The following is a 12,380-nucleotide window of genomic DNA, read 5'->3' as shown; positions in this document are numbered from 1 at the left end:
CGGCGTGGTGGCGCTGGCCATCCCGCCCAACCCATACCGCTGTCCGCCCGGGCCCTATGAGCGCATCAGCATGATCGCGCACTACCTCAAGCGCCATAAGCCGCGGGCGAAGATCCTGGCGCTGGATGCGAAGGAACGGTTCAGCAAGCAGCCGCTGTTCCAGGACGCTTGGCGCACGCTGTACGGCGACATGGTCGAATGGGTGCCGGCCAATGTGGATGGCCGCGTGACTCGCGTGGAACCGCGCACCGGCGTGCTGGAGACGGAGCTGGGCACGCGGCACCGCGCCGACGTGGCCAATGTGATTCCGCCGCAATCGGCCGCCGCCATCGCCATCGAGGCGGGTCTCGCCGATGCCACCGGCTGGGTGCCGGTGGACTACCGCAGCTTCGAGGCGAAGGCGGCGCCGGGCATCCATGTGATCGGCGATGCCACCCAGGCGGGGGCGATGCCGAAATCCGGCTTCCTCGCCAACAGCACCGCGAAGCAGGCGGTGGCCAGCGCCCTGGCCGCGCTGCGCGGTGCGCCGGCGCCCGAGGCGGAGCCGCTGGCGCCGCGGCCGGTGTACTTCAACACCTGCTACTCTCATGCGGGCGAGGGCTACGGGATTTCCGTGGTCAACATCTTCCGCCCGAATGCGGATGGCAGCGCGGTGGAGGAGGTTCCCGATTCCGGCGGCACCTCGCCCCGCGGCGACCTGCCGGAACAGCGCCGGCTGGAGGCGCTCTACGCCGATGGCTGGTATGAGAGCATCACGGCGGACATGTTTTCTTGAATCTCAACGCCGCAGGCCCGGCGCCTCCACCGGCAGGCCGCGGGCGCGGTGGGCCAGGAACAGTTCCAGCGCCGTGTATTCCGGCGCGCCCAGTTCGAACTGCGTGGCGCGGACGCCAAGCTGGCAGGCGCGCAGCCGGCGGTGCAGGGAGCCGACCTCGTTCCATTCCAGCCGATAGGCGGGAAACCCGGTGCCGAGCCCGTTCGAGATCACGTCACCGCGCAGCCTGCGCCCGGCATTGTCATCATGGCACTGCCCACAGGCCAGGTTGAGCTGGCCCTGCCGCGTCTCATGAAGCGTCCGACCCTGCTCGAGGAACGCCGCCGCCGGCCCGCCCACCGCCACCGACATGGGCAGGCCGCGCGAGCGCGACGCGACGGCGGTGGTGAGCGACAGCAGCGCCTCGCTCTCATAGCCGAATTCGGGCTGGCCCTGGTGGCGCGTGCGACAGCGCTCGATCCGGCCTTCCAGGTTCAGCAGCGCGCCATCCTGCGCCACGGCAGGGTAGCGCGCGGCCACCCCCGCCATGCCGGCGATATCGCCGTGGCAGGACTGGCAGCTTGGATCGCCCCGCCGCCACAGCGCCTCGCCCTCATCCACCCAGAGCCAGCCGGGATGGCGCGAAGGGTCGTCCTGCTGCGCCCGCAAGGCGGGCGAGAGGTAATCCTGCGGGGGCCGCACCTCCGCCGCCACGGCGAGGGCCGCGAGGCCGAGCCCGGCGAGCAGCGCGAGCGACGCCGCGCGCTTCACTCCACCTCCAGCCGCGCCTCGCGCCGATAGACCGTGCCGCCATCCTCCTGCCATTCGAAAACCATGGCGCCGCTTTCCACCGCGACGGTGGTGAACTCGACATAGGGGTTGGCGGCGATGCCGGGCGACATCTCCATCCGGAACACCTCGGCGCCGGCATAGGTGACGCGCAGCGTGTGCAGGATTTTCCGCGGCACCGGCCGCAGGCCGGGAGCATCCACCGCGCGTTCCATCGGATGGCGGACGATGACGCGCACCGTCACGACCTCGCCCTTCCGCGCCTGCTCCGGCAGGGTGATGCGGGCGAGGATGTTTTCCGCCATCGGCTCAGCCCCCGTCCACGCAGGCGCCGAGGATGACGATGACCTCCCGCGTGCCGCGATGCACCCGGCCGGTGCTGGTTTCCGCCAGCACCACGATGCTCTGCGTCGTGGCGAGCCTGATCCGCGTCGTGACCTCCGCCCTTCCCGCGCGGGGCGAGAGGGCGAAGTGCGCGACGCGCGGGAAAGGGTTCAGCTCCGACAGGATGTGGATGGCCGAGACATGGTCCTCCGCCGTCATCGGGCTCTCGACCTTCACCGAGAGATCCACGGCGTTGCCGTTCTCCGACAGCGGCGGCATGGCGATGGTGACGCCTTCCGCCACCGGTGTCCGGCCCGCGAGGATGGCGCGTTCCGCGGCTGCGAAGCTCTCGCCGGTGACGGATTGCGCCGCCGCCCCGCCCGCCGCGGCGGCGGCGAGGGGCAGGGCAAGCAGGGTGCGGCGGTGCAGGCTCATTCCTCTCTGTCCTTCAGCGTGGCGAGGAAGGCGACCACATCCTCGATCTCCTGGGCGGTCAGCACGGGCTGGCCACGATAGCGTTCATCCACCCGCGTCAGGCCGGCGATGCGGTGATAGGGCGGCATCACCGCCCCTGGGTTCAGCCGCGTCGGGTCCACCAGCCGCAGCCGGATCTGGCCCTGGCTCAGCCGAGATCCAACCCCCGCGAGCGGCGGGCCGATATCACCCATGAACTGCTCCCGCGTGTCGGGGATGGAATGGCAAATCAGGCAATTCGCCGTCTCCCGGTTCCGTGTCACCGCGGCACCGCGCGCGGCATCGCCGGCAAGGCCATTCAGCGGCGCCTCGATCGCATCACCGGTAACGCTGTGGGGCGCCACCTGCGCCACGCCAGGGCCGCCGGGCAGCAGCAGCATGAGCCCGAGCCCCAGCCGGCAGGCCCAGCCAGCCCCTCCCCCGCCTGTGGGGGAGGGGTCGGGGCGCGCCGTCACGCGCGGCGCAGATCCTGGTCCTTCAGCGGCACGGTGCGGATGCGCTTGCCGGTGGCGGCGAAGATGGCGTTCAGCACCGCCGGCGCCGCCACCATGATGGTCGGCTCGCCCACGCCGCCCCAGAACCCGCCGGAGGGCATGACGATGGTTTCCACCTTCGGCATCTCGTCCATGCGCAGCATGTTGTAGGTGTCGAAGTTGGTCTGCTCGATCGCCCCGTCCTTCACCGTGCATTCGCCATAGAGCAGCGCCGAAAGGCCATAGACGAAGGAGCCTTCCACCTGCATCTCGATCTGCTGCGGGTTGACGGCATAGCCGCAATCCGTGGCCGCCACGATGCGGTGGATCCGCAGCACGCCCTGGTCGCTCACCGAGACATCGGCTGCGGCGGCGACATAGCTGCCGAAGCCCATCTGCTGCGCGATGCCGCGGCCCTGCACGCCTTCCGGCAGCGGCCCGCCCCAGCCGATGCGCTCCGCCACCGCATTCAGCACGCCGAGGTGCTTCGGGTGGTTCGCCATCAGCTTGCGGCGCAACGCCAGCGGGTCCTGCCCCGTGGCATGCGCCACCTCATCCAGGAAGCATTCCAGGTAGATGGCGTTCTGGTTGTGGTTCACGCCGCGCCAGAAATGCGGCGGCACATGCGTGTTCCGCATCGCATGGTCGATCAACAGGTTCGGGAAGCTATAGCCGATCTGCCCCTCGGCCCCGCCCGCATTGAGCCCCTGGAACACCACGGGATCGCGGCCGGCCTGCAGCGCGTTCGGGAACACGAAGGACAGGATCGACTGGCCGGAGATGCGCATGTGCAGCCCGGTGATCTCGCCATTCGCATCCAGGCCGGCGGTCATCTTCGCCTTGGTGACGGGGTGGTAGCGCCCCTGCACCATGTCCTCCTCGCGCGTCCACATCGTCTTGATGGGTACGCCCGGGATCTGCTTGGCGATCAGCACCGCGTCGATCAGCCAGTCATGCGTGGTGCGCCGGCCAAAGCCGCCGCCGAGGTCGACGCGATGGATGTCGCATTGCTGCTGCGGCAGGCCGGCCGCCTGGGCGGTGGCGGCCAGCGCCGCCTCGCCGTTCTGGGTCGGGCACCAGACATCGCAGCGCTCCGCCGTCCACACCACCGTGGCGTTCATCGGCTCCATCGGCGCGTGGTTGAGGAAGGGGTAGGAATACACCGCCTCCAGCTTGCGCGGCGCGGCGCCGATGGCGGCGCGCGCGTCGCCGTTCTGGTTGCCGATGAAGGCTTCCGCCGCGTCCAGCCCCTCGGTCAGCGTCGCATCGATGGTGGCGGAGGAGACCTTGCCGTTCTCGCCCACCTCCCACTCCACCTTCAGCGCATCGAGCGCCGTCTTGGCCTGCCAGAAGGTGTCGGCCACCACGGCCACCGCACCATCGCCCACCTGCAGCACGTGCCGGACGCCAGGCATGGAGGCGGCACTTGCGCGGTCGACGGAGCGCACCGTGCCGCCGAACACCGGGCAGCGCCGCGGCACGGCCACCAGCATCCCCGGCATCTTCAGATCGGAGCCGTAGATCAGGCTGCCCGTCGTCTTCGCCGCCGTATCGAGGCGCGGCTTGGAGGTGTTGATGACGGTCCAGTCGCTCGGGTCCTTCAGCGGAACCTCGGCCGGCGGTGTCAGCTTCGCGGCATCGGCCGCCACTTCACCGTAGCGCAGCGTGCGCCCCGTGGGGCCGTGCGTGATCACGCTGTCCTTGGCGCTGCATTCCGCCGCCGGAACACCCCAGCGGGCCGCCGCTGCCTCCACCAGCATGATACGCGCCGCGGCGCCGCCCTTGCGGACGTAATCCTGGCTGTTGCGGATGCCCTGGCTGCCGGCGGTGAGGAAGGCGCCCCAGGCGCGGTTGCGCGCCAGGCTCTGGCCGGGCGTGACATATTCGGTGCTGATCTTCGACCAGTCGCAGTGCAGTTCCTCGGCGATCATCTGCGCGAGGCCGGTGCGCGTGCCCTGGCCCATCTCGGACCGCGCCATGCGCAGCACCACGCGGTCATCCGGGTGGATCACCACCCAGGCGTTGATTTCCGGCACTTGTGCCGCGGGGCTTGCCGGCACCTGTGCCGAGGGCGCAGCCTGGCCGAGCGCCTGCCTGGGCGGCAGGTGGAAGCCGAACAGGACGGCGCCTGCGGCCGCCCCCTTCAGCAAAAGGCGGCGGGACGGCGCGACGTTGTCGAGCGGGGCCATGATGCGCGCCTCCTTCAGCCGGTGATGCCGCCAGCGGCGGCCTTGTGGATGCCGGCGCGCACCCGGTTGTAGGTGCCGCAGCGGCAGATGTTGCTCATGGCCACGTTGATGTCCTCATCGGTCGGACGCGGCGTCTGCGCCAGCAAGGCGGCGGCGGCCATGATCATGCCGGACTGGCAGAAGCCGCATTGCGGCACGTCCAGCTCGCGCCATGCCACCTGGACGGGGTGGTTGCCGTCCGGCGACAACCCCTCGATCGTCACGATCTTCTGGGATTCATCGAGCGCCGAGACCGGTGTGATGCAGGAGCGGATGGCCTGGCCATCGATGTGGACGGTGCAGGCGCCGCAGGCCGCGATGCCGCAGCCATATTTCGTGCCGGTGAGACCCGCTTGGTCCCGCAGCGCCCAGAGCAGGGGCGTTTCCGTGGCGACATCGAGTTCCACCACCGCCCCGTTGACGTTGAGTTTGGCCATACCGACGATCTCCTGCCCTTCACGCGCGAGTCCGCTGCGGAACCTTCAAGCGAAGTTACCCGCAGGCCCGCGGCCTTGTCACTTCCAGACTGCGCGAGGCCGGCGCCGGGATCACGCCACCGTGCTGCCGGCAGGCCGCCTCCCCACGCGCAACCGCCGGCGAGCCCAGTGGTGCTGCGTGGCTCGTCCGGTTGGGCGGACCGCGATCATCCGCATGGCGTATTGTCGCTGTCCGACGACCGGCTGTTCCCCGCGTTCCCGGTGGTGGCGCGCGCCATGGGGAAAGCCAGCAAAGACTGTTGGTCCGGGGATGGGTGATGCGGGCGAAGCCGTGCTCGTCCGGACCGGGACGCCAACCACCAGAACGGCAGGCGAGGCACCATAAAGGCACCATGGCCGGCCACAGCTGGGGTACAATACGCGCTATGTCACTGAAAGCTATGGTGCCGACACCCGGGATTGAACCGGGGACCTACTGATTACGAATCAGTTGCTCTACCGCTGAGCTATGTCGGCGCACCCACAGCGCGGCCCTATAGCGCCGCGCGCGCCTGGCGACAACCCGGCTCCGAACCCTCCCATGACCGCGCGCCACGACTCTGCTAGCCTCGCGCCAGATGCGTCGTCTCCTCCTCCTCCTCGTCATCCTCCTCATTGGCGGTATCGCGGCCTGGGTCCGGTTCGGGCTGCCGCCGCGCGTCGGCATCGCACTCGCCACCCAGGGCACCGCGCTGGAGGCGGTCTATGCCACCGGCACGGTGGAGCCGGAGCAATGGGCCCGCATCGGCCCCGCCATCCGCGGCCGCCTGACCGAGGTGCTGGTGGAGGAAGGCGAGCGTGTCACCGAAGGCCAGCCGCTCGCGCGGCTCGATGACCGCCAGGCGCGCTCCGCCGCGACCGAAGCCGAGGCCCGCGCCCGCTTCGCGGTGGAGGATCTGTCCCGCACCCGCACCCTGGTGGCGCGCGACATCACCGCCCGCACCACGCTGGAACGCGCGGAGCGGGACGCCCAGACCGCCCGCGCCCTGGCCGATGCGGCGAACCAGCGGCTGGATGACTACATCGTGCGCGCCCCCGCCGCTGGCCTGGTCCTGCGCCGCGACGCCGAGGTGGGCGAGGTGGTGGACACGCCCGCCGCCCTGTTCTGGGTGGGCGAACCCCGCCCGCTGCGCATCACGGCCGAGGTGGATGAGCAGGACATTGCCCGCATCACCCCCGGCCAGCGCGCCCTGCTGCGCGCCGATGCCTTCCCCGGCCGCCCGATGACCGGCGAGGTCGGCCAGATCACGCCGAAGGGGGATACCGTCCGCAAGGCCTATCGCGTGCGGCTGGCGCTGCCGGATGACACGCCGCTCCGCATCGGCATGACGGTGGAGGCCAATATCGTGCTGCGTGAGACGCCCGACGCGGTGCTGGTGCCGCCCACCGCCGTGGTGCTGCCGCCCGCGCCGCGCGATGCCTCGCCCACCGCGCCGCCGGCCGCGCCCCCCGGCACCACCCGCCGCGCCCACCTATGGGTGGTGGAGAAGGAAGTGGCGCAGCGGCGGGAGGTGGAGATCGGCGTGCAGGCGCCCCGCAGCATCGAGATCCTGCGCGGCCTGGCCGCCGGCGAGGCGGTGGTACTGAACCCGCCGGACGGGCTGCGGGACGGCGCCGCGGTGCGGCTGGAGGCGACGCCCGCACCATGAATCTGCTGCTGGACCTCGCACGCGGCATGCTGACGCGGCGGTTGCGGCAGACCCTGGTTTCCGTCACCGGCATCGCGCTGGGCGTGGCCTTCTTCATCGCCACCGCCGCCATCATGCGTGGCTTCCAGACCTATTTCGTCACCCAGATCATCGACGTCTCGCCGCACATCACCATCAAGGACGAAACCCGCCGCCCCACGGCGCAGGCGGCGGAACTCGCCCATCCGGATGGCGCCGTGCTGGTGCATGGCGTGAAGCCGCGGGACCGGGTGCGCGGCATCCGCAATGCCGCGCAGAAAGTGGCGATCCTGGAGGCGATGGAAGGTGTCGCCGCCGCCCCCGTGCTGCAGGCGCAATCCCTGCTGCGCTACGGCTCCCGCGATGTTTCCGCCGTGCTGACGGGGCTGGAGCCGGAGCGGCATCGCCGCGTCTCCAACATCGAATCGGACATGATCGCCGGCACGCTGGACGACCTGCGCCGCTCCGCCAACGGCATCATCGTGGGCGAGGCGCTGGCCTGGCGGCTCGGCATCGGCATGGGGGACACGCTCTCGGCCGTGGCGCCCAACGGCACGGTGCTGTCGATGAAGGTGGTGGGCATGTTCCGCACCGGCATCCAGGCGGTGGACCAGGGGCACGGCTTCGCGCTTCTGAAGGTGGCGCAGGTGCTGGCGGACCGCCCGAATGTGGTGAACCAGATCCTGATCCGCCTGGCGGATGTGACCCAGGCCGAACCCATGGCCCGCCAGATCGAGGCGCGCTTCGGCGACCGCACCGAAAGCTGGGAAGAACAATCGGCCAATATCCTGACCGTCTTCGTCATCCAGAACGCCATCATGTTCTCGGTGACGGGCGCCATCCTGCTGGTCGCCGCCTTCGGCATCTACAACGTGATCTCCACGGTCGTCATCGAGAAGACGCGCGACATCGCCATCCTGAAGTCGCTCGGCTTCACGGAAGGGGATATCCAGCTGCTGTTCCTGGTGCAGGGCATCGTCGCCGGGCTGCTCGGCGCGCTGGTCGGCTGCGTGCTGGGCGCGCTGATGATCGAGGGGCTGGCGCTGATCCGTTTCGGCACCAACACCCCCTCCGGCCAGGGCCAGTTCCTGCTGGACCGGGACTGGCGGCTGTATCTGCTGGCCAGCTTCTTTGCCATGGTGGCGGCCGCGCTCGCCTCCGTCATCCCGGCCCGGCGCGCCAGCCGGCTGGATCCGGTGCAGGTGGTGCGGGGCGCCGCCTAGTGCCGCCGCTGCTGGAGGCGCGTGGCGTCACCCGCCGCCTGCCGGAAGGCCCGGTGCTGGTGCGGGACATCAACCTGACCCTGCGAGCGGGCGAATTCATCGCCGTCACCGGCCCTTCGGGTTCCGGCAAATCCTCGTTGCTGTATCTGCTCGGCCTGCTCGACCGGCCGAGCGAGGGACATGTGCTGCTGGAGGGGAAGGACACGGCGCGGCTGCCGGCGGCGGAGCTGGCGGCGCTGCGACTGGCGCGGCTGGGCTTCGTCTTCCAGTTCCACTTCCTGCTGCCGGAATTCACCGCGCTGGACAATGTGCTGATCCCGATCCGCCGCCGCGGCCTGCTGCGCGGTGCCGCGGCGCGGGACCGGGCGATGGGGCTGCTCGATGCCTTCGGCCTGGCGCCGGCCGCCCAGAAACTGCCGGAACAGCTTTCGGGCGGCATGCGCCAGCGCTGCGCCATCGCGCGCGCTTTGGCGAACGACCCGGCGCTGATCCTGGCGGATGAACCGACCGGGAACCTGGACAGCGCGAACGCCGCCGCCGTCTTCGACATCTTCGCGCGGCTGACGCGGGAGGAAGGTTGCGCGGTGGTGGTGGTGACGCATGACGCCGCGCTGGCCGCCCGCGCCAGCCGGCGCGTCAATCTGGTGGATGGCGTGATCGAAAGCGACGCGGCCCAGGGGTAGGGTCCAGGGTTAGGCTAGGCCGCCGCCCCCCCCCCCCGCGCCGACCAGCCTTCGGCGTCGCGGCAATGCCGCGACCACCCGCTAAGCGGGGGATGGTGGTGGCGCAGCGGCCGGGTGGGGGCAGCCCCCTACCCCACCGTCGCCGGCAGCGTCTGCGGGCTGGCCCAGTTGATGGTGCCGACCGCCTGGCATTTCGGGCAGACCGGCGCCCATTGCGCGTGGTCCGTGCCGCAGGAGGCGCAGCGCCAGCGCGGTTCCGGCGCGGCCGTCGCGGCCTGGCGCAGCCAGCGTGCCTGGGCGGCGCGGCCTTCCGGCGTCTCGCCATGCTCGGCCTCCTCCAGGTCGCTCAGCGCCAGGAAGGCGCGGCGATCGGCCTGGCCGGAGGCGACCAGCGCGTCCAGTTCCTGCCGCGCCCGGCCGGTCAGCCCGGCTTCAAGCGCCGCGCGGCCCACCAGCAGCCGGCTTTCGGCATGGCGCGGGCTGCCCTTGACCAGTACCTCGGCGGATTTCATCCGGGCCAGCGCGTCCACATCATCCACCAGATAGTCGCGCGCCAGGTCCGGATGCGGCTGCGCCGTCCAGGCCTGTTCCAGCACGGCCCGCGCCCGGCGCGGGCTGCCGCTGTCCTTCAGCCGCTGGGCGTGTGCCAGCGCCACCGGGGCGAAGGCCGGATCGGCGGCGAAGCCCTGCCGTTCCAGCTCCGCCGCACGGGTCGCATCCGGCTCCTGCCCCGCCGCGGCCAGGGCCAGCGCGGCCTGGCCGGCGCCGGGTGGTGCCAGCGTCAGCGCCTCGCGCCAATCGCGCATCCGCAGCGCCAGCGTCTCGCGTTCCTGGCGCAGCCAGGCGGCGCCGGGCTGGGCGGCCTCGGCCTCCCGCGCCAGGCGCTGGGCGGCGGGCCAATCCTCCTTCTGGATGGCTTGGCGCAGCAGGCCGCGCAGGCCGAGGAAGCGGGCATCCGGCGTGGCGGCAAGCTGGCGGAAAATCTCGGTCGCCGCTTCCTCACGCCCCGCCAGGCGCTCGGCCTCGGCGGCCAGCAGCAGGGTCTGCGGCGTATCACCGAGCCCCTTACGGGCGCGCTTCACCTCGATGCGCGCGGCGTCGGAGGTGCCGGCGGCCAGCGCCACCAGGGCGCGGGTCACGGCGGCATCGCCCTCGCCACGGCGACGGGCGGCCTTGCGGTCCCGCAGCCGGCCGGGCAGCCGCCGCAGGGCGGAGATGGCCACCAGCAGCAGGTGCAGGACCATGAACAGCACCGCCAGCAGCAGCAGCGCCACCGGCAGGCCGACCAGCACCTCCGCATCGCCGACGCGGATTTCCACCGCGCCGCCGACCTGGGCCAGCCACAGGATGCCGGCGATGCCGGCGACGAGAAGAACCAGGTAGATCAGGGCGCTCCGCATGATCCGGTCCTCAGCCCGCGGCCAGGGCGCGAAGCGCGGTGCGCGCCGCGATCAGCGCCTCCGCCTGCTCGACCCAGGGGCGCATCGCGGCCTGGGCCGGCGGCGAGAGACGGCGCAGCGGCACCAGGCTGCCTTCCAGATCGCCGGCCTCCAGCGCGCGGCGGGATTTCTCGATCTCGGCCGCGGCGGCATCGCCCCACAGCACCTCCTCGCCGCGCCGCACGGTCACCAGGCCGGAAAGGCGGGAGACGGCGGAATCCAGCACGCCCTGGCCCTGGCGCGCCGGGTCGCTGGCCGCATGGGCGGCACGCGCCGCATCCTCGAAGGCCAGGCGCAGGCCGGATTCGGTGGGCGGGGCCGTCTCGGCGAAGCGGGTCAGCGCGGCGGGCGGCTCGCGCAGCGAGGACAGCGCGCCCCCCAGCGGAGCGCCGGCTTCCAGCGCGGCGCGAAGCTGGTCCAGCGTGGCGAGCCGGCCGGCGCGGCCTTCCAGCGCGGCAAGTCGCTGCGCCTGGCCTTCCAGTTCCTGGATGCGGGCCGCCTGCGCGGTGATCTCCGCACGACGCTCGGACAATGCGGTTTCCAGCGCGGCCAGCCGCTCCGTCAGGCGGGATTCGAGCGTGCCGAGGCGCTCCCCGGCCTGGGACTGCGCCTGTTCGGCGGTGCCGAGGCGGGTCGCCAATTCGCGGGCCACACCCTCGATCCGGGCGGAACTGGCGGTGGCGCGGGCTTCCTCCTGCTGGATCGCGGCCTCGGCGCGCTGTGCCAGGCCATCGACGCGCTGGCCCAGCGCCTCCACCGCCGCACGCGGCGCCAGGTTCTCCAGGGCGCTGCGCGGCGCGAGAGCCTCCAGCGCGCTCCGCGGCGCGAGGTCTTCCAGCGCGCTCCGCGGCGCGAATTCACTGGTATCCAGCGCCGGCCGCGACGCGGCCTCCCGCGCTGCCTGCTCGGCGGCGGCGATGCGCGCCTCCAGCGGGGCGAAGTCGGGGCCGCCGCGGCCCTCCAGCGCGGCCAGCCGCGACTCCAGCGCCGCGACCTGGCCCGTCAGCGCCGGGTCCGGCGCGCGGCCGGCCTCCTGCGGCAGCGGCCGGGCCAGCAACCAGGCGACGGCACCCACAAGCACCACGGCCGCAACCAGGATGGGCAGGGCGGCCGGGTCCAGGCGGAAGCGGCGGAAGCGCTCGGCGAAGGAGGGGGGCGGGGTCTGGCTCATGGGTCTCCTGGCGCAGCTAGAGCATGTTCAGGTCCGGCAAAGCCGCTGGACGTCTCGCAAACTAGGGTCGGGCTGCCCCGCCCCGCGAAACGGGGCCGAGCAGCGCCAGCAATGCATCCTCGGAGGGCCGTGCCGCAACCCGAAGGTCGCGCCACCGCAACGGGGCGATCGCCGTGCGGGCTGCTTCCGCAACCCGGGGGCTGATCACCAACGCCGCCATCTGCGCAATCGTCTCCGCGTGCCCGGCCTCCCGAAACAAAGTGATGGCACAGCGCGCCGACCGAGGCGAGTGGAACAGAATGACGGGCGGCACCTCGCCCGATGCCAGCGCATCCCGCACCGCGCCGGGCAGCGTGGTGGCGGGCCGTGCGGCATAGGCGATGCGGCGCAGCACCCGGAAGCCGCGGCGGCGCAGATCGGCCGCCAGATCCAGCGCATAGCCCTGCCCCACCGCCAGCAGCAGCGGCCCCGCCTGCGGGTCGAGTCGGGCCGAGGCCAGCCGGGCGAGGTCCACCGCGGTGCCCCCGGCCGCCTCCGCCTGCGCCCAGCCGGCGGCGCGCGCCGCCTCGGCCCGGCCCTCCCCCACCGCCAGCAAGGGGAGGCGGGCGGGTGCGGGCCGGGCGCGGGCGGCGGCGCGGCGGGTCAGCCGCACGGCTTGGCAGGGCGGCAGGGTGTAGGG

13 protein-coding genes and 1 tRNA gene are annotated in these 12,380 nt (G+C 72.0%); 4 read left to right on the top strand and 10 right to left on the bottom strand.

What is annotated here, in order from left to right; translation table 11 throughout:
• The coding region (locus tag Q8S40_RS02260) for an NAD(P)/FAD-dependent oxidoreductase (RefSeq protein ID WP_305669134.1) at positions 1-775 on the top strand (775 nt) is incomplete at its 5' end.
• A gap of 3 nt (positions 776-778) precedes the next feature.
• Here the strand turns inward: Q8S40_RS02260 and soxA are convergent.
• The 7 genes from soxA to Q8S40_RS02225 all read right to left on the bottom strand — a co-directional run bounded on the left by soxA (position 779) and on the right by Q8S40_RS02225 (position 5,995).
• A complete protein-coding gene (gene soxA, locus Q8S40_RS02255; protein ID WP_305669133.1) occupies positions 779-1,525 on the bottom strand; it encodes a sulfur oxidation c-type cytochrome SoxA in 747 nt (248 codons plus the stop codon).
• The gene (locus tag Q8S40_RS02250; RefSeq protein WP_304814815.1) at positions 1,522-1,848 is read right to left on the bottom strand and encodes a thiosulfate oxidation carrier complex protein SoxZ; all 327 of its coding nucleotides are present in this window, start codon (positions 1,846-1,848) and stop codon (positions 1,522-1,524) included. The genes soxA and Q8S40_RS02250 overlap by 4 nt, the downstream gene beginning before the upstream one ends.
• A gap of 4 nt (positions 1,849-1,852) precedes the next feature.
• A complete protein-coding gene (locus tag Q8S40_RS02245) occupies positions 1,853-2,302 on the bottom strand; it encodes a thiosulfate oxidation carrier protein SoxY (protein ID WP_305669132.1) in 450 nt (149 codons plus the stop codon).
• Positions 2,299-2,796 (bottom strand): sulfur oxidation c-type cytochrome SoxX, encoded by a 498-nt coding sequence (gene soxX / locus Q8S40_RS02240; RefSeq protein ID WP_305669131.1) that lies wholly within the window; start codon positions 2,794-2,796, stop codon positions 2,299-2,301. Before soxX ends, Q8S40_RS02245 begins: the two co-directional genes overlap by 4 nt.
• A complete protein-coding gene (locus tag Q8S40_RS02235; RefSeq protein ID WP_305669130.1) occupies positions 2,793-5,003 on the bottom strand; it encodes a molybdopterin cofactor-binding domain-containing protein in 2,211 nt (736 codons plus the stop codon). The genes soxX and Q8S40_RS02235 overlap by 4 nt, the downstream gene beginning before the upstream one ends.
• 14 nt (positions 5,004-5,017) lie before the next feature.
• Positions 5,018-5,479, bottom strand: coding sequence for a (2Fe-2S)-binding protein (locus tag Q8S40_RS02230; RefSeq protein WP_305669129.1), 462 nt, complete (start codon positions 5,477-5,479; stop codon positions 5,018-5,020).
• Between the two features lie 441 nt (positions 5,480-5,920).
• Positions 5,921-5,995, bottom strand: a tRNA-Thr gene (locus tag Q8S40_RS02225).
• Between the two features lie 101 nt (positions 5,996-6,096).
• On the opposite strand from Q8S40_RS02225, the gene Q8S40_RS02220 reads away from it, so the two are divergent.
• From Q8S40_RS02220 to Q8S40_RS02210, 3 genes are read left to right on the top strand one after another with little or no spacing between them, the layout of a single operon-like run.
• Positions 6,097-7,167, top strand: a complete 1,071-nt coding sequence (locus tag Q8S40_RS02220) for an efflux RND transporter periplasmic adaptor subunit (RefSeq protein WP_304814823.1) — start codon at positions 6,097-6,099, stop codon at positions 7,165-7,167.
• Positions 7,164-8,408, top strand: coding sequence for an ABC transporter permease (locus Q8S40_RS02215; RefSeq protein WP_305669128.1), 1,245 nt, complete (start codon positions 7,164-7,166; stop codon positions 8,406-8,408). The genes Q8S40_RS02220 and Q8S40_RS02215 overlap by 4 nt, the downstream gene beginning before the upstream one ends.
• Positions 8,408-9,091 carry an ABC transporter ATP-binding protein gene (locus Q8S40_RS02210; protein ID WP_305669127.1) on the top strand — a complete coding sequence of 228 codons (684 nt, stop codon included), beginning with the start codon at positions 8,408-8,410 and terminating at the stop codon, positions 9,089-9,091. The genes Q8S40_RS02215 and Q8S40_RS02210 overlap by 1 nt, the downstream gene beginning before the upstream one ends.
• 128 nt (positions 9,092-9,219) lie before the next feature.
• Here the strand turns inward: Q8S40_RS02210 and Q8S40_RS02205 are convergent, their stop codons facing one another.
• The 3 genes from Q8S40_RS02205 to Q8S40_RS02195 form a co-directional block, all read right to left on the bottom strand.
• Positions 9,220-10,491, bottom strand: a complete 1,272-nt coding sequence (locus Q8S40_RS02205) for a heme biosynthesis HemY N-terminal domain-containing protein (protein ID WP_305669126.1) — start codon at positions 10,489-10,491, stop codon at positions 9,220-9,222.
• A 10-nt stretch (positions 10,492-10,501) separates the two neighbouring features.
• On the bottom strand, positions 10,502-11,701 hold the full coding sequence (locus tag Q8S40_RS02200) for a hypothetical protein (protein WP_305669125.1): 1,200 nt from the start codon (positions 11,699-11,701) through the stop codon (positions 10,502-10,504).
• Positions 11,702-11,762: 61 nt separating this feature from the next.
• A partial coding sequence (locus tag Q8S40_RS02195) for a uroporphyrinogen-III synthase (protein WP_305669124.1) occupies positions 11,763-12,380 on the bottom strand: 618 nt, incomplete at its 5' end.

This window comes from Falsiroseomonas sp. (assembly GCF_030695085.1).
Lineage (GTDB): Bacteria > Pseudomonadota > Alphaproteobacteria > Acetobacterales > Acetobacteraceae > Falsiroseomonas.
The sequence above is the reverse complement of the archived record's forward strand: the minus strand, read 5'-3'. Positions and strand labels throughout refer to the sequence as shown.

Bases quoted from the DNA above. Each gene is read 5' to 3' on its own strand.
- Q8S40_RS02250 (WP_304814815.1), bottom strand. From the start codon at position 1,848: ATGGCGGAAAACATCCTCGCCCGCATCACCCTGCCGGAGCAGGCGCGG.
- Q8S40_RS02245 (WP_305669132.1), bottom strand. From the start codon at position 2,302: ATGAGCCTGCACCGCCGCACCCTGCTTGCCCTGCCCCTCGCCGCCGCC.
- Q8S40_RS02235 (WP_305669130.1), bottom strand. From the start codon at position 5,003: ATGGCCCCGCTCGACAACGTCGCGCCGTCCCGCCGCCTTTTGCTGAAG.
- Q8S40_RS02230 (WP_305669129.1), bottom strand. From the start codon at position 5,479: ATGGCCAAACTCAACGTCAACGGGGCGGTGGTGGAACTCGATGTCGCC.
- Q8S40_RS02220 (WP_304814823.1), top strand. From the start codon at position 6,097: ATGCGTCGTCTCCTCCTCCTCCTCGTCATCCTCCTCATTGGCGGTATC.
- Q8S40_RS02215 (WP_305669128.1), top strand. From the start codon at position 7,164: ATGAATCTGCTGCTGGACCTCGCACGCGGCATGCTGACGCGGCGGTTG.
- Q8S40_RS02205 (WP_305669126.1), bottom strand. From the start codon at position 10,491: ATGCGGAGCGCCCTGATCTACCTGGTTCTTCTCGTCGCCGGCATCGCC.
- Q8S40_RS02200 (WP_305669125.1), bottom strand. From the start codon at position 11,701: ATGAGCCAGACCCCGCCCCCCTCCTTCGCCGAGCGCTTCCGCCGCTTC.